This window comes from Rhizobium sp. 10PS4, assembly GCF_032464805.1.
Classification (GTDB): Bacteria; Pseudomonadota; Alphaproteobacteria; order Rhizobiales; family Rhizobiaceae; genus Rhizobium; species Rhizobium laguerreae.
This window is the reverse complement of sequence record NZ_JAWDIW010000005.1, coordinates 259585-284517: the sequence shown is the minus strand read 5'-3', so window position 1 is coordinate 284517 and position 24933 is coordinate 259585. Positions and strand designations below refer to the sequence as shown.

Sequence of the window (24933 nt, the reverse complement as noted above, 5' to 3'; positions counted from 1 at the left end):
TTCCACCACGAACGGAGGGGTTTTGTGGCCGATCTAGTCAAAGAATTGATATCAGGCGTCGTCGACACCGTGCTGAAGGAGATCCTGAAGAAAACCACCGGCCGCGTCACGACGAAGCGCAGGAGGCGTAAGACATGCCCCACCGCGACGACGAAGGTTGCGCGCAAGGCGACCTCGGCCAAGCCCAAGCCTGCCCGCAAACAGGTCAGCAAGCGCCGCACCGCCGCCGGCCGCAGCCGTCAGCGACGCAGCTAAGTAACGCACGATGACAAGATGAGCGGTTTTCGAACGAATTCCGCTCCGCTGCAGCGCCGCGCGTCTCTTGAGACGCGCAAACGACGCTGTGGCACTTTGATGTGCAGTAGCGCGACGGCAACAACTCCTTCAACGGCCTGCCCGAATTGGTATTTTTTTGGTTCGGGCGGCTGGAATTCCTGCTGTCGCATGCTATCTAAAGGCAACGATTGAAACGGTGGGCCTTTAACCCGCCTGTTGAAAGGATTAGGTCCCATGAGCGGCATTCACGAATTCATCGACAACGAAATCAAGAGCAACGACGTCGTCCTCTTCATGAAGGGCACGCCGCAGTTTCCGCAGTGCGGCTTCTCCGGCCAGGTCGTGCAGATTCTCGATTACATCGGCGTCGATTACAAGGGCGTCAACGTGCTCGCCGATTCGGAAATCCGCCAGGGCATCAAGGAATATTCCAACTGGCCGACGATCCCGCAGCTCTACGTAAAGGGCGAGTTCGTCGGCGGCTGCGACATCGTCCGGGAAATGTTCCAGGCTGGTGAGCTGCAGCAGCACCTCCAGGAAAACGGCATCACGGTTCGCGGCGCCGCCTGACCGGTCACCGGACGTCCGCCCGGTTTCCAAATCTGTTTCTTGAGTTCGAGGCGCTGCGGCCAGCAGCGCCTTGACCTGTTTCTGGGAATTTCATTGTGACAGATTCATCACAAGCCGTGTCCGCGGGCCGCCTGCCCATGGGCAAGCGAGAATTCATCGCGCTCGCCGCCTTCCTGATGGCCATCAATTCGCTGGCGATCGACATCATGCTCCCAGCCTTGCAGCAGATCGGCGCGAGCCTCGGCGTCGAGAGCGAAAACCACCGGCAATTCGTCGTCTCCTCCTATCTGCTCGGCTTCGGCTGCGCCCAGCTTTTCTACGGGCCGCTTTCCGATCGATTCGGCCGCCGCGCGCCGCTGTTGTTCGGCCTCGTCGTCTATATCGTTTCGGCCATCGGCATCGTCTTCGTTCCCTCCTTCGCCGGCCTGCTGGTGCTGCGTTTCGTCCAGGGCATCGGCTCGGCGGCAACCCGCGTCATCACCATCTCCATCGTCCGCGATATCTATGGCGGACGGCAGATGGCCGAAGTCATGTCACTGATCATGATGGTCTTCATGATCGTGCCGGTGATTGCGCCCGGCGCTGGTCAGATCGTCATGTTCTTCGGCAATTGGCACCTGATCTTCTTGTTTATCGCCGCCATGGCGACTGGCATCGCCGTCTGGGCCTATCTACGCCTTCCGGAGACCCTGCATCCCGCCAATGTCAGACCCTTCACCGCCCGCTCGATCTTCGGCGCCTTCAAGCTGGTGCTGACCAATCGCGTCGCGCTCTGCTACACCATCGCCAGCACCTTCATCTTCGGCGCGCTGTTCGGCTTCATCAATTCGGCCCAGCAGGTCTATGTCGGCATTTACGATCTCGGCGTCTATTTCCCCTTCGCCTTTGCCGGCGTGGCGATCTTCATGTCGCTGTCGTCCTTCTTCAATTCGCGCTTCGTCGGCAAGCTCGGCATGCGCCGCCTGTCGCACGGCTCGCTCATCGGCTTCATCGCCATCAACACCATCTGGCTGATCGTCCAGATAGCCAGCGCCGAACCGATGCCCTTCGCTCTGTTCATCTCTTTCTTCGGCCTTTCCATGTTCCAGTTCGGCTGGATCGGCTCGAACTTCAATTCACTCGCCATGGAGCCGCTCGGCCACGTCGCCGGCACCGCCTCCTCGGTCCTCGGCTTCATGAGCACGGTCGGCGGCGCCATCATCGGCGCCGGCATCGGCCAGGCCTTCGACGGCACTGCGCTGCCGATGGTCGCCGGTTATTTCACCGTGTCGATCATCGGGCTCGTCTTCGTGCTGATCGCCGAGAAGGGCCGCCTCTTCCAATCGCAGAACCCAGCCGTCTGAACGGCGGGCCCCATTTACATCCGGGATTTCACCACATGACGCCGCCGCATAAACCGCACCAGGAAAACCAGGGCTCCCGCCGCATCGGCATGGGTTTTGGCGAATTCGTCATTACCATCGCCATCATGACCGCCAGCGTTGCTATGGCGATCGACAGCATGCTGCCGGCATTGCCCAATATCGGCCACTCCCTCGGCGTCACCAGTACCAACGACGCGCAGCTGATCATCGGCGTGTTCTTCTTAGGATTTGGCGTCTCGCAGATCTTCTTCGGCAGCCTTTCGGATACGTTCGGCCGCCGCAACATCCTGCTCGGCGGATTGGCCTGCTATATTGTCGGAATGTTTGCTGCGGCCGCAACCGGTAGCTTCGAAATGCTGCTCGTCATGCGCTTCGTTCAGGGCGTGGGTGGTGCTGCGGTGCGCATCACCACCATGGCCATGGTACGCGACTGCTTCGGTGGCCGCGAAATGGCCCGTGTGATGTCCTATGTGATGATCGTCTTCATGATCGTGCCGATCGTTGCCCCATCCGTCGGCCAACTCATCATCCTCTATGCCAACTGGCACTGGATCTTCATCCTGCTCGGTATCATCGCTACCATCCTGTTCGTCTGGGCTTTCCTCCGGCTGAAGGAATCGCTGCCGCCGGAAGAGCGGCTGCCGCTGTCCGTCGGCTCCGTCGTGGATGGCTTCAAGACGGTGCTCACCAACCGCATCACCTGTGGCTACATGATCGGGCTCACCATGTTCACCGGCGTCATCAGCGCTTATGTGATCTCGGTGCAGCAGGTCTTCGGCGAGGTCTATGGCCTTGGCGACTGGTTGCCGATCGCCTTTGCGGCCACCGCCGGCGGCATTGCCGTCGCCAATTTCGCCAATGGATTCTTCGTCCGCAAATTCGGCATGCGCCGCATCTCGCACGCTGCCCTGCTGATCTTCACGGCGCTGTCGGCTGTCGGCTTTTTCTATTCGCTGGCCGGCAAGCCGGATTTCGCCATCGCCTACGGCATCTTCACCATCGTGCTGATGATGTTTGCCCTGATCGCCACCAATTTCACCGCCATCAGCCTCGAGCCAATGGGTAATCTCGCCGGCACGGCGACCGCCATCACCGGCTTCGTCTCGACGACGGCCGGCGCCATCCTCGGCGGCCTGGTCGGCCAGATGTTCAACGGCACGGTGCAGCCGCTCTTCGGCGGCTTCGCCCTCTTCGGCGCGGTGACGATTGCAGCCACCCTTTGGGCCGAAAACGGCAAGCTCTTCACCCACCCCGGCGACAGTCCGCAGCTCGATCCGGGAGCTGCGCATTTTTGAAGTGGGAAATCTGCCGGAACGGTTGATCCCCGGCGGCATTGAATTAGATGGCAAACTCGGCACGTTCCTAAATCTGGATGCCCCTGGAAGAAGGATCCTGGTTTTTGGATGCAGGATTTCAACGTCTCCCCCCGCCATTGCAGGGCGAGATATTTCAAGTCAAACCGGATGCCAGCACCGGCATGATGGTGCTCAGCGGCTCCAGTGGCCGGGTCGATGTGGCCCGCGCCAGGTTGTTTGCGAGCCAGGGGGCAACGGTCATAGCGCTTCGCTGGTTCGGCGGCGAAGGCCAGGTGCCAGGTATTTGCGAGGTGCCGCTGGAAACGTTTTTCTCTGCCACGGACTTCCTGGTGGGACTCGGCTGTAAACGCATCGTCCTAGTGGGAACCTCGAAAGGCGCCGAAGCTGCACTGCTCACGGCCGTTTACGATCCGCGCATCAATGCGGTCGTGGCGATAAGCCTTTCTTCAGTCGTCTGGGGGAATATTGGTCCAGGGTTTGATGGCATCAGTTGGCCCGAGCGCTCGTCGTGGACATTGCGCGGTACACCGCTTCCTTTTGTTTCGTCGGACCCAGAATGGGTGCGAGAATACAGAGACGGGCTGGTCGCCTATCGGGGTTTGTTCGAAAGATGCCTCGATATGCACGAGTCTGAGATCGACGCAGCGGCTATCCCTTTGGAGAGAACGAATGCCGAAATTCTACTCGTAGCGGGATGCGATGACGCACTCTGGCCATCAGACGAATTTGCCGCATCAATTGTTCGGCGGCGCGCAGGTTTTGGTTTGTCCACCCAGCTTGTCTTGGGAGAACACGCGGGCCATCGCATTCTGTTGCCGGGCGAAACGACCCCCCGATCATCGCTGCACGCGCACGGTGGCAGTGACGAAGCCGACACAGAGTTGGGACGACTGGCGTGGGAACACATCCTCACTGTCCTATAGCATGAGGGCAGCAGTAAAGGCTCTACGCTTTAAGGCGAGTGTTCAGACCGTGAAAACCTCACGCCGCAGCACGTCCCACGAGGCCTTGTCGGGCGCAATCAGCAGCCCGCCGTCGAGATGATGCGGCAGGTAGGGTGAGCCGTCGAAGCGCGCCGCATAGGCGCCCGCCTCCTGCGAGATCAGGGTGCCGGCAAGGTGATCCCAGGGCATCAGCTTGTTGTACATGAGGTAATGCACATGGCCGCCGGCAAAGGTGCGGTACTCGTGGGCGGCGCAGCGGTAATTGGTGAGGAAGCGCACCTTGGCGAGATTGCCGAGTACTTCGGCGCGCTTCTCCTTCGGCAGGTAGCCGGTCGAGGCCATGCCGACCATATGCTCAAGTCCCACGGGCGCTGCGACCGAGAGCCGCTCGGCGCCGCCATCCGGCCGCCGCAGCCAGGCGCCACCGCCCTTTTCGGCCATCACCCAGTCGTCGCCCATCGGATCGTAGATGATGCCGGCAACCGTCTCGCCGCCGGAGATGACGGATGCCATGACGCCGAAGGCCGGAATGCCGGAGGCGAAATTGAAGGTGCCATCAACCGGATCGACGACGAGCGCGAGATCGGCATGTTCGAGGCTGCCGAGCAAATCGGGATCGGCCGCGACCGATTCTTCGCCGAGAAACAGCGCGTTCGGCCAGAGCCGCTGAGCTTCCGCCTTGATCATCCGTTCGGCCTGCTCATCGGCCTCGGTGACGAGATCGGTCGCCTCGCCTTTGGAGCGCACGTCGTTCTGGCCGAGTCGGCGAAAGCGCGGCAGGATCTCCGCCTTTGCCGCGCGACGCAGCAGATCGGCAAGAACGGTCACGTCGACAGTCGCAATCATGTCAGATCCTTTAATTAAGCCTCACAGGGCCTTGAATCAGATGCCGACGATCTCACGCCGGATCAGCTGCCAGCTCTCCCGGTCGGGCGCGGAGATGATGCCGCCCGTCGTTTCGCCGGGGCGATAGGGTGTGCCGTCGAATTTCGCCGTATGGCCGCCGGCCTCCTGATGCGCGAGCACACCGGCCAGGTGGTCCCAGGGCATCAGCTTCGCATGGCCGATGAAATGCATCTTGCCGGCGGCGACCATCCAATATTCGTAGGCCGAGCAATTGAAGGCGAAGGTCATCCGGGCCTTCGCCATGTTGGCGCAGATACGCGAGCGGTCGGGCTCATCCATATGACCCCACGACAGGCCGCCGACCATCTGGCTCAGGCTAGCAGGCTCGGCGACCTTCAGCTTGGTCGACTGCCCGTCCTGGCGGGTCAGAAAGGCGCCTGCCCCTTTGAGCGCCGTCACCGTATCGCCGAGAACGGGATCGTGAATGATGCCGGCGACCGTCTCGCCTCTCACCGTCACTGCCAGTATTGTCCCGAAAACCGGAAGCCCCGCGGCAAAATTAAAAGTGCCGTCGACGGGATCGATGACGAAGGCAAGCTCGGCCTCGGCAAGGGCCGGCACGACTGACCGGTCGGCATCATAGGCCTCCTCGCCGACGATGAGTGCCGTGGGAAAACGCTCTCTCAGCGCCGCGGTGATATGGGCTTCGGCAAGCACATCCGCCTGCGTTACCAAATCGATCGCCGAGGTCTTTTCCGAAACATCGCCCGCGCCGAGACTGCGAAAACGCGGCATGATCTCCGCTTGCGCCGCTTGCCTCACGCAATCGCCGAGAAAGAGAATATCCTGATCTGAAATGGTCATGCGAAATCCTGTCCTTCATGCATGAGCAGCCTGCTTAGCCGGCCCTTCATGAAGGGTCTGTGACACCAAGAGTGGAAAAGTCGAAAAGTTTCGGATCGAGCAGATGCGACGGGTTCACGTGCGAAAGTGCCCGTAGCATCGTATCCTTCCGTCCCGGCATGCGCTGCTCGATATCGGCGAGCATATCCTTCATTGCATTGCGCTGCAGCCCGTCCTGCGAGCCGCAGAGATCGCAGGGGATGATCGGAAACTGCATAGCGGCCGCGAACTTCGCGAGGTCGTCCTCGGCAGCATAGGCGAGCGGCCGCAGCACCATCAGATCGCCCTCGTCGTTCAGAAGCTTCGCCGGCATCGAGGCGAGCCGGCCGCCATGGAAGAAATTCATGAAGAAGGTTTCGAGAATGTCCTCGCGGTGGTGGCCGAGCACCAGCGCATCGCAACCCTCTTCCCGCGCGACGCGGTAGAGATTGCCGCGCCGCAGCCGCGAACAGAGCGAACAATAGGTAGCGCCTTCAGGCACCTTCTCCTTCACGATCGAATAGGTGTCGCGATATTCGATCCGGTGGCGGACACCGATCTTGGTGAGATAGTCCGGCAGCACATGTTTCGGAAAATTCGGCTGGCCCTGGTCGAGATTGCAGGCGATGAGCTCAACCGGCAGCAGGCCGCGCCATTTGAGATCGAGCAGCAGCGCCAGCAGCCCATAAGAGTCCTTGCCACCGGAAAGGCCGACCAGCCAGCGCTTCTGGCCCTTCAGCATGTCGAAATCGTCGAAGGCCTGCCGCACCTGCCGGAGCAGGCGTTTGCGCAGCTTGTTGAAGGAGACGGAACGCGGCGCATCGGCAAACAGCGCATGGCCACTGGTGTCGGCTTCGCCGGTTTCCGAATCATCGGCGATGTTGGCTGCAATATTCATTGCTTCGTCCTACAGAAAATCCACTTTTGCTCTAGCAGAAAGCCGCCTGGCAACACAGCGTCAATCTCCGAAAACCGACCAGCCGGTGCGCGCTGCAAGCATCTCCAATGCCGCAGCGCCGAGCTGTGAATTGCCGACCTTGTTCAGCCCTGGCGACCACACCGCGATCGAGGCAATGCCCGGCGCCACTGCGAAGATGCCGCCGCCGACGCCGCTCTTACCGGGCAGGCCGACATGATAGGCAAAGTCGCCCGAGCCATCGTAATGGCCGCAGGTCAGCATCAGCGCATTGATGCGCCGCGCCCGCTTCGGCGAGACCACGGAATGGCCGGTCGTCGGATTGCTGCCGCGCGCCGCCAGGAACAGCCCGGCGCGGGCGAGCTGCTCGCAGTTCATCGACAGCGCGCATTGATGGAAATAGACGCCGAGCACGTGGTCGACGGGATGGTCGAGATTGCGGTAGGCGCGCATGAAATTGGCAAGCGCGAAATTGCGATATCCGGTCTGCGTTTCCGAGCGCGCCACCTTGTCGTCGATGGTGATCGACTCATCATCGGCGAGATAACGCACGAAACGCAGCAGCTCGCCGATTGCCTCACGCGGCGCATGGCCGGCCATGACGACGTCGCTGACGGCGATCGCGCCGGCATTGATGAAGGGATTGCGGGGGATGCCGCTCTCATGCTCGAGCTGGACGATCGAGTTAAAAGCCGATCCGGAGGGTTCGCGCCCGACCCGCTTCCACAGCCCCTCGCCGACCTTGCCGAGCGCCAGCGTCAGCATGAAGACCTTCGATATGCTCTGGATCGAGAAGGCGATGTCGGCATCGCCGACGCGATAGACTTTGCCGTCGACGGTGACGATCGCCATGCCGAACTGCTTCGGGTCGACCTTGGCGAGCTCCGGAATATAGTCCGCGACCTTGCCCTCGCCGATCCGCGGCTGGATATCGGCGTAGATGCTATCGAGGGTCGCCTGCAAATCTGCCATCGCTTCTCTCCAGATCGCAAAAAAGCCGCTCGAAAGAGCGGCTTTCCGTATATCGGCGCATGCTGTTGTCTCGCAATCGGTTTCGACTGCGAGACGAAGGCATTAACGCGAATAGAATTCGACGACCAGATGCGGTTCCATGACGACCGGGAACGGAACGTCGCTGAGCGTCGGAACGCGGCCGAAGGTTGCGACCATCTTGTTGTGATCGACTTCGATGTAATCGGGAACGTCGCGCTCTGCGAGGCTGACGGCTTCCAGAACGATCACCAGCTGCTTCGACTTTTCGCGAACTTCGATGACGTCGCCGGCCTTGCAACGGTAGGAACCGATGTTGACGCGCACGCCGTTGACCGAGACGTGGCCATGGTTGACGAACTGACGGGCAGCAAAGACCGTCGGAACGAACTTGGCGCGATAGACGATTGCGTCGAGGCGCGACTCCAAGAGGCCGATCAGGTTTTCGGAGGTGTCGCCCTTGCGGCGGTCGGCTTCGGCGAAGATCGCGCGGAACTGCTTTTCGCGCAGGTCACCGTAGTAGCCCTTGAGCTTCTGCTTGGCGCGCAGCTGCACACCGAAGTCCGAAAGCTTACCCTTGCGGCGCTGGCCGTGCTGGCCCGGGCCGTATTCGCGGCGGTTCACCGGGGACTTCGGACGGCCCCAGATGTTTTCGCCCATACGGCGGTCAATTTTGTACTTGGACGATTCGCGCTTGCTCATCGTATTTCCTTTCAAAGGTTTATGACGGTTTGTTGCCAAACCGCACGAAGGAAACACGCCCTCCTCTGATCTCTGCCGAGATCTGACAGGATGTTCCGGTTAGCGAATAGGAACGATCCACGGGACATGTCAAATGAAACACCGGGCATTGCTGCCCGGTGCTTGCGGCGGTCTTTAGAGGGCCGTCATGAAAATGTCAACAGCGGCAAACCCCGAAAGCGCCACTATTCCGCCGCCAGCGGCTGGTCGCCGCCAGCATCAGGTGCGTTGGCATCGCCCGGCGCCGTCTGGCAGTCCATATCAGGGAAAGCGACGATACGCTTGCCGGAAAAATCGGCGTGCACGACGATGATGCCCTGCTCCTCGAAATAGCCAAGCAGGCGGCGAGCGCGACGGGCGGAATGGGTACCGTAGGCGCGGGCAATGCGGGCGTCCGAAGGGCAAGGCTCGCCGCAGACGGCGGCCTTGGCGAGCATCAGGAAGACTCCCTGCAGGTCGTCGGTGACACCTGAAGACAGCGACAGCGCCGTCGCCCAGGCATTGGTCGCAGCTGTCGTCACATCGACGCCGGAGCGCGAGATCGCCACCCGCCGGCGGAATTCCGGCAGCGCGATCGGCGGTCCCGGCACCCGGCGCATGCGCAGCCGGACGAGAAAGTCCTGATAGAGCACCGAATCGGTGCGAAAGGCGGAGGTCGGATCGTCGAGGATTTCGGCAAGCACGCCGGCAAGGCGCTCCTCCCGCTCTTCGCCGGAGACTTCCACCTGGCTCGCCCTCGCCTCGGCAGGCACGGCCGATGCCGCTGGCGTCGAGCGCGAGAGTTCGGCCAGAATATCGGTCGTCGGCCGCGGCGCCGGCGGGGCGCGGCGCACCAGCGGGCGCTGGAATTCCTCCGGATCGGGCGTAAAGATCAGGTCTTCCACATCCTGAGGCGCATCCGGCAGCGGCATCAGCTTCGGGCTGGAAGAGCGCGCCGAGGTCTCCACCGCACCGATCTGGATCGGCAGCGGCCGGCGCGACAGCGCCGGTCCGAGGGCGACGAAATTGCCGCGCTTCAGATCGCGGAACATCTCGGCCTGGCGCCGGTCCATGCCGAGCAGGTCGGCAGCGCGCGCCATGTCGATATCGAGGAAGGTTCGGCCCATCAGGAAGTTCGAGGCCTCGGCCGCGACGTTCTTGGCAAGCTTGGCAAGCCGCTGCGTGGCGATCACGCCGGCAAGGCCGCGCTTGCGTCCGCGGCACATCAGATTGGTCATCGCGCCGAGCGACATCTTGCGCGCATCTTCCGAGACATCGCCACCAACCGACGGCGCAAACATCTGCGCCTCGTCGACCACGACGAGAACCGGATACCAGTATTCGCGATCGGCATCGAACATGCCGTTGAGGAAGGCGGCGGCGGCGCGCATCTGGTCTTCGAGATCGAGGCCTTCGAGCGTCAGCACGCAGGAAACGCGATGCTGGCGAATGCGGTTGGCGATGCCGGCAAGCTCCGCCTCGGTCCGCTCACCGTCGACCACGACATGGCCGAACCTGTCGCTGAGGGTGACGAAATCACCCTCGGGATCGATGATGACCTGCTGCACCCATTGCGCCGATTGCTCTAGCAGGCGGCGCAGCAGATGTGACTTGCCCGATCCGGAATTGCCCTGCACGAGCAGACGTGTCGCCAGCAGCTCCTCGATATCGAGCGTCGCCGGAGCGCCGGACGCCAGTCCCATATCGATGCCAACCTGCACGTCCAATTCCCCTTAAAGATTCCCGGCCCGTCTCTAGCAGATTCGCAGGCACTGTTATCGTCAAACCTTTAAGAACCCACAGGAAAGCCAGCCCTGGGAAATAAGTTTCACACCGCCTCGCGCTCGACGAGGTCGCCCGCCATGTCCTTCTGCGTCGGAATCAGCAAACGTGCGCAGAGCAGGCTGACGAAAAGTGGTACCAACAAGACCGCAAGTCCCGCGCGCAAGCCCAGGAGTTCGCCGAGAAAGCCGATGATCGGCGGCCCGATGAGAAAACCGGTCAGGGCTGCGAAGGAGAGCGTCGCAACGCTTGAAGCGGGCGGGCGGTCAGTCAGCGAAGCGACGGCCGTCACCGCAAGCGGAAACCCGACCGAGACGCCGATACCGACTGCGGCAAAGCCGAGTAGCGCAAGCGGCGTCGCCGGTGCAAGGAGAACGACGAGCATGCCGGCAAGCGAGGCGATGCCGCAGCCACGGGCAATGGCAACCGCGCCGAAACGGCCTTTCATGTAATCACCGCTGAAGCGCCCCGCCGCGACCATGAAAGCGAAAACCGAATAACCGAGGCCGGTTTGCGCGCCTTCTGCATTCATGACATCGCGGAGATAGACCGCCGACCAATCGGCGATCGCACCTTCGGTCATCGTCACGCCGAAGACGAAGGCGCAGATCCCGAGCAGAGCAAGACTGGGCAGCTTGAAGCCGGTCATTACCTGCGAATTCTCCGCATGGTGACTTTCCGGCAATTTCGGCAGGCGCAGGCTGGCAATCAGCGCAGCCGGCAGGATGATGATCGCCGTGATCAGGATCGACCAGTGTGGCGAAAGCCCGATGGCTATGGCACCAACGCCGATCAGGCTGCCGGCCATAATGCCGAAGCTCCAGAAGCCGTGGCAGCGGCTCATGATGACCAGCCCCGTCGCCTTCTCCGTCACATCGGCCTCGACATTCATGCCGAGTTCCACCGTCGAAAGCGCGACCCCAACGACAATCAAGGCGAAGAATAGAAGCACGGCGCTGGGCGCGAAGGCTGGAAGCGAAACCACGGCGAGAAAGAAGATGAAACCATAGATGATCACCATGCGCCCGCCGATGCGCGAGACGAGGCGGCCGGCAAACGGCAGGGTGATCAGCGTGCCGATCGGCAATCCCAGAAGTGCGACGGCGAGATCGGCGGTGCCGAGTTCAAGCTTCGCCTGGATATCAGGAATACGCGGCAACCAGGCGCCAAAGGCTATCGGCTGCAGAAAGAAGATCAGCATGACAAGTCTTTGCAGCGGCACGGCGCATCCCTTTATGTCTTGAGCGGCAAACACGCGCCCGCGATTCCCCGCGGAGATCTTGCGCGATGGCATCGGTGAAATAAAGCGCGCAGTGCCTTATCGCGTGCTGAGACCGAACCCCTGCATCAGTCGGCGCGTCGCAAAATCGGGATTGCCGGATGTAAAGACGGCAAAGTCGAAATTATCGGGGTGAACGGCATCGGCGATCTGCGGAACGAGTGTGCGCGCCCGCCGGGCAATGGCTTCTGCCGGATCCAGCCAGTCCACCGGCCAAGGCGCAAGCCGGCGGAAAAGATTGGCCATGAAGGGATAATGCGTGCAGGCGAGCACGACGATATCGGTCCTCTGACTGTTCTTCTCGACGAAACATTGGTCGATTTCGGCAAGCACGGCGTCGTCGGAGACGGCATCACCGCGAATATAGGCCTCCGCCATGCGCGCAAGGTTCTCCGAGCCGACGAGGCGGACATGGCATTGCTGCGCGAAGGACTGGATGAGATCGCGCGTATAGGCGCGCTTGACTGTGCCCGGCGTCGCGAGCACCGAGACGAGGCCGGAGCGCGTACGCTCCGCCGCCGGTTTGATCGCCGGCACAGTGCCGACGAAGGTCATCTGGGGAAAAGCGGCGCGCAGATCGGCGCCAACCAGCGTGAAGGCGGTGTTGCAGGCAATGATGCAGACTTCGGGATCGTGCTCCTCGAGCAGCCGGCCGAAGAGACCGATCACCCGCTCTTTCAGCGCCTGCTCCTCCCAGCCGCCATAGGGAAAGCCGGCATCGTCGGCCACATAGATGAAGCCGCGTTCCGGCATCAGCACACGCGCCTCGCGCAAGACGGTCAGCCCGCCGATGCCGGAATCGAAGACGAGGACGGGTTTCAGCTCATGCGTCGGCGCTGTCATCGGGCGGTGTTTCCTTGGCCGCTGTCGGGAACCGGCCGCCGCGCGGGCTCTTGCGCGAGAAGCGGTCGAGGGAGGAGATGACGCCGCGCAACACGCTGATTTCCTGCTCCGTGAAAGCCCGGCGGGATAGAACGGCACGCAGATTGTCGACCATTTTCGGCTTTTTCCCGGCGGGATGGAAATAACCGCGCGCATCGAGCGCCTCTTCCAACTGGTCGAACAAGCCGAACAGCTGTTCCTTGGTCGAAGGCGTCTGCCCCATCGCCTGGAAGGGCACGGCGCCGAGATCCTCCATGCCGGACTTCATCCATTCATAGGACATCAGCAGCACCGCCTGAGCGATGTTCAGCGAGGCGAAGGCAGGATTGACGGGAAAGGTGACGATCTCGTCGGCAAGCGCCACCTCCTCGTTGGTCAGCCCCCATCGCTCGCGCCCGAAGAGAATGCCTGTGCCCTCACCGGCGCGAAACCTCGCCCGAAGCGTCTCTGCGGCGATGACCGGCGAGCGGACCGGCTTATAGCCATCACGCTCGCGCGCCGTCGTCGCATAGACGAAATTGAGATCGGCGACCGCCTGTTCCAGCGTGTCGTAGACCTTGGTCGCCTCGATGACGTGATCGGCCTTGGAGGCGGTCGCCAGGGCTTTCTCGTTCGGCCAACCGTCGCGCGGATTGACGAGGCGGAGTTCAGCAAGGCCGAAATTCGCCATGGCACGCGCGACCATGCCGATATTCTCGCCCATCTGTGGCTCGACCAGAATGATGGCCGGCCCTTCGGCCAGAAGTTGACGCTCGCTGTTCGTGCCTGCCATCGTTCTATCCCTGTTTCGAGCGCGCAATAACCTCGCCCGGCGCAAACGGCAAGACATCAGCCTGCGGATAGAGCCTTTCCAGTGCCGAACCGATCATTTCGAGCCCGAGTCTGGCGCCCTCGCGCGACAGCGGCAGGTGCCGCCCTGTCGTCCGCGACGCCTTGCGCTCGATGAAGAAACAGGTCGAGCCGCGCGGGGCCGCATCCTTCATCAGCGCCAGATCCGACGCGATCAGCCTTTTCAGCTCATCGGCCTCGGCCGGCGCTGTGGAACTCTTCGCCAGCATGCGCGCCCAATAGGTGCAGGAGAGGAAGATCGCCAGCGTCTGGCGGATCTGGCCCGGCCGCGTCACCACCGACCAGGACGAGCCGAGCGGCTTTGCTGCCACCGTCACGTCGCGGTAACAGGCATCGATCTTCTGCGACAGCGCAATCAGCGCAAAACCGCTCTTGCCATCGCCGATCGCGCTCAACAACTCGTCCAGCGCCCGAAACCAGCGGGCGAGTGCCGCATCAAGCGCGCCGCGCGTGCGTGCCGGAAAGACTAGGAAGGCGACCGCCGTTCCGGCCACCGCGCCGATCAAGGTCTCCCCGATGCGCAGTTGCAGGAGATCGAGCGTCAGCACCCCGCTCATACCATAGACCAGGCAGAGCACGATCGAGATGAAGAAGGTCATCGTCGCGTAGGAGACCTGCAGGAAATAGAAAGCGAGGAAGATGCAGATGCCGGCGACCGGAATCGCGATGACAGGCTCACCCGAAATCAGCGTCGCCAGCAGAAGGCCGATGGCGATCCCGAACACCGTGCCGAGCGAGCGCGACAGCGCTTTCATTGCCGTGTCGCCACGCGAATTGGTGTTGGTGAAGACGAGGAAGGCGGCAAGCACCGCCCAGAACCAGCGGTCGCGCGACAGAAGCAGGCCGAAGCCCATGGCGAGCGCCGAGGCGAGCGTGATCTGCAGCGCCGAGCGCAACAGCGGATTGGCGAATGAAAAGTCGATCTTCTCGGGCTGTGCCGTGTCCTTGACGGCATCGATGCCGGCAAAGCCGGAAGCCTGCCCCTCGCCGATCGCCTGCGTCAATTGCTGCCGCGCCTCGCCGAGCCAGAGCAGCGCCCGCACGGTTTCGCCTTGCGGTTCCTCTTTGATGGCTTCCGCCATCCCCTCATAGGTGGCGAGCTCCGCCTTGTCGGCCTCGATCACGGCATGGATGAGCGCAAAGGGCGGCAGGCTCTGGAAGCTCACCACGATCGCGCTTTCGGCAGCGAGATGCGCATCGAAGAGCCGAATCGCCAATTCCGCGGCGGGATCGGAAGCACCGTCGAAGACGCCGGCCGGCGGGCGCGGGATGAAGCTCTCAGCCATCAGCACCACTTCCTTCAGCCGGTCTTCCAGCTGGCGCAGCTCCTGCCGGTCAGCCTCGCCGATATGACCGCTGCCGGCAAGGGTGGCGAGCTTGAAGAGGATCTGGTTGATCCGGCCGCGCACGCTTTCGAGCGAGCGCAGCAGGTCGCGCCGCCAATCATCCGGCAACAGCACTGCTCTCACCAGATGGCCGACGAGTACCGAGACGACGGGGCCGATCGCCACATCAGGCAGCTCGGCAAGGGAAGGCCGGAAATAAGACCCCATGAAATAAGAGGTGAAGGCGAACATGCCGATCGCAAAGCCACGCGGCCCGAACACCCGCCCGGCCGATGCGAGCGCGATCACCACCAGGAAGACGAGATCGGAGAGAAAACGGCGATCCTCGAGCCCCGCCGCAATGCCGACGACGGCAAGGCTCGCGACACAGCCGAAAAGCCGCGTCACCAGCTGGCGCGAATTGCCCTTGTCGCGCACCGCCACCCCGCCCTCGATCGACAGTACGATGCCGAGACCGAAGGCCGCCGTCGGCAGCGGCACGATCAACTTCTGGATGGCGAACAGGATGGCGAAGGAGAGAACGATCGTCAGCGTCACCCGCGAAGCCATGCGCAGGCGCGAAAGCGCCGGATCGTTGGCAAGCAGCCAGTCGCGGAACTGAAAACCGGAAAACAAGTGCAAGAGCCCCTCATGCCGCTCAGAGATAGAATCTCGATGCTCTTGAATGTCGCGCGCCTATTGGCCCTTGGCAATCAGCGCCATCGTTGTCTTCAGGGAATCGCGCGCCTGCGTTTCGATATTCTCGGTGACGATATCGTCGATGACGGGCTTGCCGCCTTCCTCGACCACCTCGAAATGAACGGTCGTATAGTCCTTGGCATCGGGCGCATCCGAGCAGGCGGATTTCTTGAAGCGCACGGTCACCTCGGCCACGCCGTCGACCACAGGCGCTGCCACCATCGTCAGATCCTCCAGCGGGCAGGCATCCTGGCCGTTGACGATGACGTCGTAGTCGAAGGGCGATATGCCGTCGTCGTCGACGGCGGGAAACTGCGCCGCCGCCTGGTATTTCGCGACGAAATCGCGGCTGTAGAGATGGTCAAGCCGGCTCGCGTCGAAGATGTCGATCCAGTCGCTGCTATTGTCGGCCCAGTTGCTCCTGGTCGCGTCCATGATCTCCTTCACCGGAGCGATGATTTCGGCGGCGTGGCTGATGCCTGAAAAGGCGATAAGGCTTGCGATAACAACGGCGATTGTCTTCATGGTCGAATGTCCGGCGTCGGCAGTTGAGGCGGACACTAGCCAAATTCCAGTACTTGGCAATGGCGGCAAAAACGCATTGTCGAACCCCTTGCAGCTTTGCGTTCCCTGATCACAATGCTATAGCGCTCCTCATCACATCACCCACCCGGGACCCCGTCCCCATTCAAGCTCGAACGAGGCAGATACATGAACAAGATCAAGGTCGCCAATCCCGTCGCCGATCTCGACGGCGATGAAATGACGCGCATCATCTGGCAGCTCATCAAGGATAAGCTGATCCATCCGTATCTTGACCTCGACATCGACTATTTCGACCTCTCGGTCGAAAACCGCGACGCCACCAACGACCAGGTCACTGTCGACGCCGCCAACGCCATCAAGAAGTACGGCGTCGGCATCAAGTGCGCGACGATCACGCCGGATGAAGCCCGCGTCAAGGAATTCAACCTCAAGGAAATGTGGAAGAGCCCGAACGGCACGATCCGCAACATCCTCGGCGGCGTCATCTTCCGCGAGCCGATCATCTGCAAGAACGTGCCGCGCCTGGTTCCCGGCTGGACCAAGCCGATCGTCGTCGGCCGCCACGCCTTCGGCGACCAGTACCGCGCCACCGATTTCAAGTTCCCCGGCAAGGGCAAGCTGACGATCAAGTTCGTCGGCGAAGACGGCACCGTCATCGAGAAGGAAGTCTTCAACGCACCGGGCGCCGGCGTTGCCATGGCGATGTACAACCTCGATGAATCGATCCGCGAATTTGCCCGCGCCTCGATGATGTATGGCCTGATGCGCAAGTGGCCGGTCTACCTGTCGACCAAGAACACCATCCTCAAGGCCTATGACGGCCGCTTCAAGGACATTTTCGAGGAAGTCTACGAGACCGAATTCAAGGATCAGTTCAAGGAAGCAAACATCACCTACGAACACCGTCTGATCGACGACATGGTCGCCTCGGCGCTCAAGTGGTCTGGCGGCTACGTCTGGGCCTGCAAGAACTATGACGGCGACGTCCAGTCCGATACCGTTGCCCAGGGCTTCGGCTCGCTCGGCCTGATGACCTCGGTTTTGCTCACGCCCGACGGCAAGACGGTCGAAGCCGAAGCCGCGCACGGCACGGTCACCCGCCACTACCGTCAGCATCAGAAGGGCCAGGAAACCTCGACGAACTCGATCGCCTCTATCTTCGCCTGGACGCGCGGCCTGGCGCATCGCGCCAAGCTCGACGACAATGCCGAGCTTGCCCGCTTCGCCGCAACGCTCGAAAAGGTCTGCGTCGACACCGTCGAATCCGGTTTCATGACCAAGGACCTGGCGCTGTTGATCGGGCCCGACCAGCCGTGGCTCTCAACCACCGCCTTCCTCGACAAGATCGACCAGAACCTGCAGAAGGCCATGGCGTAAGCCGGTCTTTCCGAGATAACATCGAAGCGGCGGGGATTTTCCCCGCCGTTTTATTTTGGGAGAATGAACCGATGACGGCCATCCTGCGACCGCTTGAATCCTCGGACCGCGCCGTTTGGGAACCCCTATGGGAGGCCTATCAGCGCTTCTATGAAGTGGTCATCCCGCCCGAAACCACAGATCTCACCTGGGCTCGCTTCCACGATCCTGACGAACCGATGCACGCGCTCGGCGCCTTCGACGAAGACGGCCGTCTCGTCGGCATCGTCCATGCCATCTTTCACCGTTCCTGCTGGCTGCCGCAATGGACCTGCTATCTGCAGGATCTCTATGTCGAAAACAGCCAGCGCGGGCTCGGCACCGGGGCCGCTTTGATCGAGGCCGTCGCCGACCTCGCCCGCGCCAACGGCGCAGGCAGGCTCTACTGGATGACCCACGAGACCAACGCAACGGCCCGACGGCTCTATGACAGGATCGCCGAGCGCTCCGGCTTCATCCAATATCGCAAGCCGCTCTAACGGCCGGGACTTGCAGGCGGCCATCGCTGCGCTATTGATTCCGTGGGACCAGCAACACGAGGAGGACGTCATGACCGAAGAATTGGTATTCTATACGAACCCGATGTCGCGCGGCCGCATCGCGCGCTGGATGCTGGAGGAGATCGGCCAGCCCTACCGCACCGAACTCCTGACCTTCGGCGAAACCATGAAGGCGCCGGAATATCTCGCGGTCAATCCGATGGGCAAGGTGCCGGCAATTCGCCACGGCGACACCATCGTCACCGAATGCGCGGCGATCTGCGCCTATCTGGCCGAGACCTTCCCCGAAAAGGCGCTGGCGCCGAGGCCGGAGGAGCGCGCCCGCTATTACCGCTGGATGTTCTTTGCCGCCGGTCCGCTCGAATCGGCGGTGACGATGAAGGCTCTCGGCTTCGAAATTCCGAAGGAACGCCTGCGCATGGCCGGCTGTGGCAGTTTCGGCGACGTCATGAACACACTCGAGAAAGCCGTCTCCGCTTCGACCTACATCACCGGCGAGCGTTTCACCGCCGCCGACGTCTATGTCGGCTCCCATATCGGCTGGGGCATCGGATTCGGCGGGATAGAAAGACGCCAGGCCTTCCTCGATTATGTCGGCCGCATCAGCGAGCGCGAGGCCTACAAACGGGCGAACGCCGTTGATGACGAAGCCATCAAGACCATGCAGGCCGCTTGAAAATTCCAGGATGCGGAAGGTCGCCTTGAACGTCCTGGGGAGGCGGCAGATCCGCTGCGCCCCCGATGGATGGGCCTCAGACAAGCGGCATGTGAATATCCGTCAAAAGCTCGGTCGGCGACACCTCGCGCGGATTGTTGAGATATTCCTCGAACATGACCCTGTCCTTCAACTGCCGGCCGGATTTCGGCAGCCATTCGGCAAACAGCCACTGATAGGACTTGGACATGTCGGCATAGGGACCCCTGTGGCGCAGCACCGCATAATCGCCGCCGTCGATCGTGCGCCGCTCCAGGGGTGCCGTCACCGGCACTTCGACAGCGCCGGTGACGCAGGCGATCGAGCGCAGCTTTTCCTCCGGCACAAGATCGGGATCGTCGAGATAGACGCCGATCATTCGCATGTCGGGCTTGGCGAGGCCACGGGCATAAAGCTTGCCGAACAGCGTCTCGAAGGCCTAGTCGATCTGCATGTAGGAGCCGGTATGGGCAACGCCGACCAACTCGATCGGCCCGATCTCGCCTATGGTAACGTCTAACATGGCTTTGGTCTTCCCGTTAGGTGAGGGTTCGAAGGCTGTGTGGCTTCCCTCTTTCCGATAGCGGGCCGGCGGCATGCCGAAGACCGACTTGAAGATACGATTGAAGGATTGGAGATTGGGATAGCCTGATCGCTTCGCAATTTCGCTGACGGCAAGCTCCGTGCGGACGATCTCGCCCGCCGCGTGATGCAGCCTGAGCCGCTTGACGGTGGCCGCCAACGTCTCGCCGTAGATCGCCCGGTAGATCCTGTGCCAGTGATAGCTCGACATGCAGGCGATCTCGGCAAGGCGCTCCATATCCAGCTCCTCGTCGAGGTGATCGTGAATATAGGCCGAAACCCGTCTCAGACGGTTTTCATAAAGTGCCCATGCCGTTTCGCCATTCATCTCAGAACCTCGTGCAAATCGATCGGCTTGAGAGAACCATAACCCGATTTGACAGATCCTGCGGAAATTGGCTCTGGGCTGAACCTGAGAAGCAAAAAAGGCGGAAGCCAAGCCCCCGCCTTTCGAAAATCGTTGATGAACCGGCAGCTCAGCCGGCAAGTGCCACGGCAACCGCCTCGATCGCCTCATCGGCCTTCGAGCCGTCGGGGCCGCCGGCCTGCGCCATGTCGGGGCGGCCGCCGCCGCCCTTGCCGCCGAGGGCGGCTGATGCGATGCGGACGAGATCGACGGCGCTGTAGCGCTGCACGAGATCCGGTGTCACCGCCACGACAGCACTTGCCTTGCCGTCGTCGGAAACGCCAACCAGCGCGACGACGCCCGACCCGATGCTGGTCTTGCCGTCATCGGCAAGTCCCTTCAGATCCTTGGGATCGACGCCCGAAATCGCCTTACCGAGGAACTTGACGCCGGCGACTTCGCGCACGGCATCGGCCGAGCCGCCTTGCCCGCCACCCATGGCGAGTTTGCGCTTGGCGTCAGCCAATTCCTTTTCGAGCTTGCGGCGCTCGTCCATCAGCGCTTCGACACGCGACAGCACTTCGCCCGGCTGCACCTTCAGCGAGGCCGCAAGCGTCTTCACGCGTTCGTCCTGTTCGGCCAGATATTCGCGCGCCGATTCACCGGTGACGGCCTCGATACGGCGAACGCCGGCGCCGACGGCGCTTTCGCCGAGAACGCGGATCAGCCCGATCTGGCCGGTGGCCCCGACATGCGTGCCGCCACAGAGTTCGATCGAATAGGGCTTGCCGGCCTTGGCGCCGCGCACACCCTCGCCCATCGCCACGACGCGGACCTCGTCGCCGTATTTCTCGCCGAACAACGCCATCGCGCCTTCGGCGATCGCATCGTCGACGCTCATCAGCCTCGTGGTAACCGGCGAATTCTGCAATACGATCTCGTTTGCCATGTCCTCGACGATCTTCAGTTCCTCGGCCGACATCGGCTTCGGATGCGAAACGTCGAAGCGCAGGCGCTCGGGTGCGACCAGCGATCCCTTCTGGGCAACATGGGTGCCGAGCACTTCGCGCAGCGCCTCGTGCAGCAGGTGGGTCGCAGAATGGTTGGCGCGCAGCCGCGAACGGCGGGCATGATCGACCGTCAGCACAACCGCATCGCCGTCCTTGAACACGCCGTCGACGACAGTACCCTGATGCACGAACAGGCCTTCGCCCCTCTTCTGCGTATCTGAAATCTCGATCTTGCCGTGGTCGGACGAGATCACGCCGGTATCGCCCATCTGGCCGCCGGATTCGCCGTAGAACGGCGTCTGGCTAACAACGATCTGCACCTTGTCGCCGGCCTTGGCATCGGTCGAAACCGCGCCCTCTTTGACGATCGCCTGCACGACGCCTTCAGCCGTTTCGGTGTCGTAGCCCAGAAATTCGGTCGCACCGTGTTTTTCCCTAAGCTCGAACCAGACGGTTTCCGTCGCCTTCTCGCCGGAACCGGCCCAGTGCGAGCGAGCTTCGGCCTTCTGGCGCTGCATCGCATCGGTGAAGCCGGAGATGTCGACGCCGATCTCACGTGCGCGCAGTGCATCCTGCGTCAGATCGAGCGGGAAGCCGTAGGTGTCGTAGAGCTTGAAGGCGGTCTCACCATCCAGCATATCGCCCTTGGAAAGATCGCTCGTCGCGTCCGACAGAAGCGACAGGCCGCGTTCCAGCGTCTTGCGGAAACGGTTTTCCTCCAGCTTCAGCGTTTCCGAGATCAGCGCCTCGGCGCGCACCAGTTCCGGATAGGCGCGGCCCATCTGCTGCACCAGCGTCGGCAGCAGCTTGTAGACCAGCGGTTCCTTGGCGCCGAGCAGCTGTGCATGGCGCATGGCGCGGCGCATGATTCGGCGCAGCACATAACCGCGACCCTCATTCGACGGAAGTACGCCGTCGGCGATCAGGAAGGCCGAGGAGCGCAAATGATCGGCGATGACGCGGTGGCTGGCGCTGCCTTCCGCCTTGACGCCCATCGTGTCCTCGATGGTGCCGATCAGCGTGCGGAAGAGATCGGTGTCGAACACGCTCTGAACGCCCTGCAGAATGCAGGCCATGCGCTCCAGCCCCATACCGGTATCGATCGACGGGCGGGGCAGCGGGTTGCGAACGCCAGGCTCGGTCTGTTCGAACTGCATGAAGACGAGATTCCAGAATTCCAGGAACCGGTCGCCATCTTCCTCCGGCGAGCCCGGAGGGCCGCCCCAAACATTCTCACCCTGGTCGATGAAGATTTCCGAGCACGGGCCGCAGGGGCCGGTATCGCCCATCTGCCAGAAATTGTCAGAGGTCGGGATGCGGATGATCTTGTCGTCGGAAAAGCCGGCGATCTTCTTCCAGAGCGTCGCAGCTTCCTCGTCCTCGGAATAGACAGTCACCAGCAGGCGGTTCTTCGGAAGGTCGAAGCCCTCGGTGACGAGCTTCCAGGCAAGCTCGATCGCATTCTCCTTGAAATAGTTGCCGAAGGAGAAGTTGCCGAGCATCTCGAAGAAGGTCAGGTGGCGTGCAGTATAACCGACATTGTCCAGGTCATTGTGCTTGCCGCCGGCTCGCACGCATTTCTGCGAAGACGTCGCCGTCGAATAGGGACGCTTTTCGAGGCCGGTGAAGACGTTCTTGAACTGCACCATGCCGGCATTGGTGAACATCAGCGTCGGGTCGTTGCGCGGCACGAGCGGGCTCGACGGAACGATCTCATGGCCGTTCTTCTTGAAATAGTCGAGGAAGGTCGACCGGATATCGTTCACACCGCTCATGCTATGCCCTTCAATGCTGCCGGAGGCAGGTAAATTTAAATTCATCGGCTTTTAACGTTCACCCCCGCCACTGTCCAGCAGACAAACAAAACCGACCGCATTCTGATCAAGGAATGCGGCCGGCCTTGATGTTCAAAAGAACCGAGCGTGAAAATCACATTTCCGCGGCGGAGTCGCCATCATCGGGATCCGGTCCGCCATTCTGCAGGAAGCGGTCGGCGATCAGGCCGGCATTCTGGCGCAGCGACAGTTCGATCTCGCGGGCGAGATCCGGATTGTCGCGCAGGAAGGTCTTGGCGTTTTCACGGCCCTGGCCGAGACGCTGGCTGTTATAGGAGAACCAGGCGCCCGACTTCTCGACGATGCCGGCCTTGACGCCGAGATCGACCAGTTCGCCGGTCTTGGAAACACCCTCGCCATACATGATGTCGAACTCGACCTGCTTGAAGGGCGGCGCCATCTTGTTCTTGACGACCTTGACGCGGGTCTGGTTGCCGATCACCTCTTCGCGCTCCTTGACCGCGCCGATGCGGCGAATGTCGAGGCGCACGGAGGCGTAGAATTTCAGCGCATTGCCGCCCGTCGTCGTTTCCGGCGAGCCGAACATGACGCCGATCTTCATGCGGATCTGGTTGATGAAGATCACCATGGTGTTCGACTTCGAGATCGAAGCGGTAAGCTTGCGCAGCGCTTGGCTCATCAGTCGCGCCTGCAGGCCGGGAAGGCTGTCGCCCATCTCGCCTTCGATTTCGGCACGCGGCGTCAGGGCAGCGACCGAGTCGACAACGAGAACGTCGACGGCGCCGGAGCGCACCAGCGTATCGGTGATTTCGAGCGCCTGCTCGCCGGTATCGGGCTGCGAGATCAGAAGGTTCTGCAAGTCGACGCCAAGCTTGCGGGCATAGACGGGATCGAGCGCATGTTCGGCATCGACGAAGGCGCAGATGCCACCCTTCTTCTGCGCTTCGGCAATCGTCTGCAGTGCAAGCGTCGTCTTACCGGAGCTTTCCGGCCCGTAGATCTCGATGATTCGGCCCCTCGGCAGGCCACCGACGCCGAGTGCAATATCGAGACCAAGCGAGCCGGTCGAGATCGTCTCGATCTCGACAACATTCTCGTTGGAGCCGAGTTTCATGATCGAGCCCTTGCCGAACGACCGCTCTATCTGTGAGAGTGCCGCTTCAAGCGCCTTGCTTTTGTCCACCGATTTGTCCTCTACCAGCCGCAATGAATTCTGAGACATCCGATCCACCTTTAGGTTATTGAAGCCGCTCTAGCAATGTCGAGTTTGTACTCCATTTGTTCCATTCTCGCAATAGGCGATCAAACAGTTGAAAGAAAAAGGTAAAACGACACGTGTTCTGCATTTGTTTTATCGATAAAAAGCAACGGCTTAGGCCAGAAATGCCGACTCGGCCGCGTCAGCGCGCGCTGTATCGATTCGTCCTTCGGGCATCGGGAGAGCGGATCGGATGAAGAAAAAGATTCTTGTTCTCGGCGGCGCCCATATCGACCGGCGCGGCCGCATCTCCGGCGAGACGGCGCCTGGCGCCAGCAATCCCGGCACATGGTTCGAGGAGCCGGGCGGCGGCGGCTTCAATGCAGCGCGCAACCTGGCAAGGCTCGGTTTTCAGGTGACGATGATCTCGCCGCGCGGTGGCGATCCGATGGGCGAGACGGTCGGAGAAGCTGCCGATTTCGCCGGCATCGACGACCGGCCCTTCGTCTTCCTCGACCGCAAGACGCCGAGCTACACGGCGATCATCGAGAAGGACGGCAATCTGGTGATCGCCCTTGCCGACATGGATCTTTACCGCTTCTTCGTGCCGCGACGTCTCTCCATCCGCTGGGTGCGGGAGGCCTTCGCCGCGCATGATTTCATCCTCTTCGACGCCAACCTGCCGGAAGAGACGATCGCGGCGATCGTCGCAAAGGCGCATTCCCTCGCCAAGCCCGTTGCGGCAATCGCCATCTCGCCGGCGAAGGTCGTCAGGCTGAAACCCTGCATTGGGGATATCGACTACCTGTTCCTGAACGAGGCTGAAGCCGCCGCCCTTGCCGGCGAGCGGCCGGAAGAGGCTGCAGGCTGGCCACCTTTGCTGAACGAGATCGGCATCAGGAACGCCGTCGTCACCCGCGGCCGGCGTGAGCTCGTTGCGCTTTGCGACGGCCGCGCCGTGACGCTGCAGCCGCCGATTGCCGACACCGTCGCCGATGTTACGGGTGCCGGCGATTCACTTGCGGCCGGCACGCTCGCCGCATTGATGTCAGGCCTGCCGCTCGAAGAAGCCGTTCGTCACGGCACCGCAGCCGCCACGCTGACCGTCCAGTCGCGGCATGCCGTCAACGAAAATCTGACGCCGGATCTGCTGAATGAAGCACTTGCCCTTGTTCCCAAGGTCAGAATTCTGCATTGAAGCGGCT

22 protein-coding genes and 1 pseudogene are annotated in these 24933 nt (G+C 61.8%); 9 read left to right on the top strand and 14 right to left on the bottom strand.

Going from position 1 to position 24933, the window contains the following annotated elements; all coding sequences use genetic code 11:
* The first annotated feature begins 24 nt into the window (after positions 1-24).
* From RWJ89_RS11730 to RWJ89_RS11710, 5 genes are all read left to right on the top strand, one after another.
* A complete protein-coding gene (locus RWJ89_RS11730) occupies positions 25-255 on the top strand; it encodes a hypothetical protein (protein ID WP_131665250.1) in 231 nt (76 codons plus the stop codon).
* A gap of 255 nt (positions 256-510) precedes the next feature.
* Positions 511-846, top strand: coding sequence for a Grx4 family monothiol glutaredoxin (gene grxD / locus RWJ89_RS11725; protein ID WP_017960646.1), 336 nt, complete (start codon positions 511-513; stop codon positions 844-846).
* A gap of 137 nt (positions 847-983) precedes the next feature.
* Positions 984-2189 (top strand): multidrug effflux MFS transporter, encoded by a 1206-nt coding sequence (locus RWJ89_RS11720; protein WP_131665356.1) that lies wholly within the window; start codon positions 984-986, stop codon positions 2187-2189.
* A gap of 35 nt (positions 2190-2224) precedes the next feature.
* Positions 2225-3505, top strand: coding sequence for a multidrug effflux MFS transporter (locus RWJ89_RS11715; RefSeq protein ID WP_131665249.1), 1281 nt, complete (start codon positions 2225-2227; stop codon positions 3503-3505).
* A gap of 77 nt (positions 3506-3582) precedes the next feature.
* Positions 3583-4449, top strand: a complete 867-nt coding sequence (locus RWJ89_RS11710; protein WP_410056110.1) for an acyl-CoA thioester hydrolase/BAAT C-terminal domain-containing protein — start codon at positions 3583-3585, stop codon at positions 4447-4449.
* A 42-nt stretch (positions 4450-4491) separates the two neighbouring features.
* Here RWJ89_RS11710 and RWJ89_RS11705 read toward each other — a convergent pair whose 3' ends face one another.
* The 11 genes from RWJ89_RS11705 to RWJ89_RS11655 form a co-directional block, all read right to left on the bottom strand.
* Complete coding sequence (locus RWJ89_RS11705; protein ID WP_131665247.1) at positions 4492-5316, bottom strand: inositol monophosphatase family protein; 825 nt, start codon at positions 5314-5316, stop codon at positions 4492-4494.
* A 36-nt stretch (positions 5317-5352) separates the two neighbouring features.
* Complete coding sequence (locus RWJ89_RS11700) at positions 5353-6180, bottom strand: inositol monophosphatase family protein (RefSeq protein ID WP_168283564.1); 828 nt, start codon at positions 6178-6180, stop codon at positions 5353-5355.
* Positions 6181-6226: 46 nt separating this feature from the next.
* Positions 6227-7096 carry a tRNA 2-thiocytidine(32) synthetase TtcA gene (ttcA, locus tag RWJ89_RS11695; RefSeq protein ID WP_131665245.1) on the bottom strand — a complete coding sequence of 290 codons (870 nt, stop codon included), beginning with the start codon at positions 7094-7096 and terminating at the stop codon, positions 6227-6229.
* A gap of 60 nt (positions 7097-7156) precedes the next feature.
* On the bottom strand, positions 7157-8086 hold the full coding sequence (locus tag RWJ89_RS11690) for a glutaminase (protein ID WP_168304367.1): 930 nt from the start codon (positions 8084-8086) through the stop codon (positions 7157-7159).
* 102 nt (positions 8087-8188) lie between these two features.
* Complete coding sequence (gene rpsD / locus RWJ89_RS11685) at positions 8189-8806, bottom strand: 30S ribosomal protein S4 (protein ID WP_003540107.1); 618 nt, start codon at positions 8804-8806, stop codon at positions 8189-8191.
* Positions 8807-9030: 224 nt separating this feature from the next.
* Positions 9031-10545 carry an ATP-binding protein gene (locus tag RWJ89_RS11680; RefSeq protein WP_316030929.1) on the bottom strand — a complete coding sequence of 505 codons (1515 nt, stop codon included), beginning with the start codon at positions 10543-10545 and terminating at the stop codon, positions 9031-9033.
* Positions 10546-10652: 107 nt separating this feature from the next.
* Entirely contained in the window at positions 10653-11900 is a 1248-nt protein-coding gene (locus tag RWJ89_RS11675; RefSeq protein ID WP_206989878.1) for an MFS transporter, read from the bottom strand.
* 24 nt (positions 11901-11924) lie between these two features.
* Positions 11925-12728: a glutamate racemase gene (gene murI / locus RWJ89_RS11670; RefSeq protein WP_025394753.1), complete on the bottom strand. Its 804-nt coding sequence runs from the start codon at positions 12726-12728 to the stop codon at positions 11925-11927.
* On the bottom strand, positions 12709-13539 hold the full coding sequence (locus RWJ89_RS11665; protein WP_018483700.1) for an RNA methyltransferase: 831 nt from the start codon (positions 13537-13539) through the stop codon (positions 12709-12711). Before RWJ89_RS11665 ends, murI begins: the two co-directional genes overlap by 20 nt.
* A gap of 4 nt (positions 13540-13543) precedes the next feature.
* The gene (locus RWJ89_RS11660) at positions 13544-15583 is read right to left on the bottom strand and encodes an FUSC family protein (RefSeq protein WP_316030928.1); all 2040 of its coding nucleotides are present in this window, start codon (positions 15581-15583) and stop codon (positions 13544-13546) included.
* A 54-nt stretch (positions 15584-15637) separates the two neighbouring features.
* Complete coding sequence (locus RWJ89_RS11655) at positions 15638-16165, bottom strand: hypothetical protein (RefSeq protein WP_168283559.1); 528 nt, start codon at positions 16163-16165, stop codon at positions 15638-15640.
* A gap of 186 nt (positions 16166-16351) precedes the next feature.
* On the opposite strand from RWJ89_RS11655, the gene RWJ89_RS11650 reads away from it, so the two are divergent.
* The 3 genes from RWJ89_RS11650 to RWJ89_RS11640 all read left to right on the top strand — a co-directional run bounded on the left by RWJ89_RS11650 (position 16352) and on the right by RWJ89_RS11640 (position 18778).
* Positions 16352-17563, top strand: coding sequence for an NADP-dependent isocitrate dehydrogenase (locus RWJ89_RS11650; protein WP_094085842.1), 1212 nt, complete (start codon positions 16352-16354; stop codon positions 17561-17563).
* Positions 17564-17634: 71 nt separating this feature from the next.
* On the top strand, positions 17635-18081 hold the full coding sequence (locus RWJ89_RS11645) for a GNAT family N-acetyltransferase (protein ID WP_316030927.1): 447 nt from the start codon (positions 17635-17637) through the stop codon (positions 18079-18081).
* A 70-nt stretch (positions 18082-18151) separates the two neighbouring features.
* Positions 18152-18778, top strand: a complete 627-nt coding sequence (locus RWJ89_RS11640) for a glutathione S-transferase family protein (protein ID WP_168304378.1) — start codon at positions 18152-18154, stop codon at positions 18776-18778.
* Between the two features lie 76 nt (positions 18779-18854).
* On the opposite strand, the pseudogene RWJ89_RS11635 reads toward RWJ89_RS11640, so the two are convergent.
* The 3 genes and pseudogenes from RWJ89_RS11635 to recA form a co-directional block, all read right to left on the bottom strand.
* Positions 18855-19706, bottom strand: a pseudogene (locus RWJ89_RS11635) (AraC family transcriptional regulator).
* A 148-nt stretch (positions 19707-19854) separates the two neighbouring features.
* A complete protein-coding gene (gene alaS, locus RWJ89_RS11630; protein WP_316028580.1) occupies positions 19855-22509 on the bottom strand; it encodes an alanine--tRNA ligase in 2655 nt (884 codons plus the stop codon).
* 154 nt (positions 22510-22663) lie between these two features.
* The gene (recA, locus tag RWJ89_RS11625; protein WP_003568997.1) at positions 22664-23752 is read right to left on the bottom strand and encodes a recombinase RecA; all 1089 of its coding nucleotides are present in this window, start codon (positions 23750-23752) and stop codon (positions 22664-22666) included.
* Between the two features lie 229 nt (positions 23753-23981).
* Between recA and RWJ89_RS11620 the strand changes: the two genes are divergently transcribed.
* Positions 23982-24926, top strand: coding sequence for a carbohydrate kinase family protein (locus tag RWJ89_RS11620; protein WP_131666872.1), 945 nt, complete (start codon positions 23982-23984; stop codon positions 24924-24926).
* The last annotated feature ends 7 nt before the right edge of the window (positions 24927-24933 follow it).

Bases quoted from the DNA above. Each gene is read 5' to 3' on its own strand.
- grxD (WP_017960646.1), top strand. From the start codon at position 511: ATGAGCGGCATTCACGAATTCATCGACAACGAAATCAAGAGCAACGAC.
- RWJ89_RS11720 (WP_131665356.1), top strand. From the start codon at position 984: ATGGGCAAGCGAGAATTCATCGCGCTCGCCGCCTTCCTGATGGCCATC.
- RWJ89_RS11715 (WP_131665249.1), top strand. From the start codon at position 2,225: ATGACGCCGCCGCATAAACCGCACCAGGAAAACCAGGGCTCCCGCCGC.
- RWJ89_RS11710 (WP_410056110.1), top strand. From the start codon at position 3,583: ATGCCCCTGGAAGAAGGATCCTGGTTTTTGGATGCAGGATTTCAACGT.
- RWJ89_RS11705 (WP_131665247.1), bottom strand. From the start codon at position 5,316: ATGATTGCGACTGTCGACGTGACCGTTCTTGCCGATCTGCTGCGTCGC.
- RWJ89_RS11700 (WP_168283564.1), bottom strand. From the start codon at position 6,180: ATGACCATTTCAGATCAGGATATTCTCTTTCTCGGCGATTGCGTGAGG.
- ttcA (WP_131665245.1), bottom strand. From the start codon at position 7,096: ATGAATATTGCAGCCAACATCGCCGATGATTCGGAAACCGGCGAAGCC.
- RWJ89_RS11690 (WP_168304367.1), bottom strand. From the start codon at position 8,086: ATGGCAGATTTGCAGGCGACCCTCGATAGCATCTACGCCGATATCCAG.
- rpsD (WP_003540107.1), bottom strand. From the start codon at position 8,806: ATGAGCAAGCGCGAATCGTCCAAGTACAAAATTGACCGCCGTATGGGC.
- RWJ89_RS11675 (WP_206989878.1), bottom strand. From the start codon at position 11,900: ATGCCATCGCGCAAGATCTCCGCGGGGAATCGCGGGCGCGTGTTTGCC.
- murI (WP_025394753.1), bottom strand. From the start codon at position 12,728: ATGACAGCGCCGACGCATGAGCTGAAACCCGTCCTCGTCTTCGATTCC.
- RWJ89_RS11665 (WP_018483700.1), bottom strand. From the start codon at position 13,539: ATGGCAGGCACGAACAGCGAGCGTCAACTTCTGGCCGAAGGGCCGGCC.
- RWJ89_RS11655 (WP_168283559.1), bottom strand. From the start codon at position 16,165: ATGAAGACAATCGCCGTTGTTATCGCAAGCCTTATCGCCTTTTCAGGC.
- RWJ89_RS11650 (WP_094085842.1), top strand. From the start codon at position 16,352: ATGAACAAGATCAAGGTCGCCAATCCCGTCGCCGATCTCGACGGCGAT.
- RWJ89_RS11645 (WP_316030927.1), top strand. From the start codon at position 17,635: ATGACGGCCATCCTGCGACCGCTTGAATCCTCGGACCGCGCCGTTTGG.
- RWJ89_RS11640 (WP_168304378.1), top strand. From the start codon at position 18,152: ATGACCGAAGAATTGGTATTCTATACGAACCCGATGTCGCGCGGCCGC.
- alaS (WP_316028580.1), bottom strand. From the start codon at position 22,509: ATGAGCGGTGTGAACGATATCCGGTCGACCTTCCTCGACTATTTCAAG.
- recA (WP_003568997.1), bottom strand. From the start codon at position 23,752: ATGTCTCAGAATTCATTGCGGCTGGTAGAGGACAAATCGGTGGACAAA.
- RWJ89_RS11620 (WP_131666872.1), top strand. From the start codon at position 23,982: ATGAAGAAAAAGATTCTTGTTCTCGGCGGCGCCCATATCGACCGGCGC.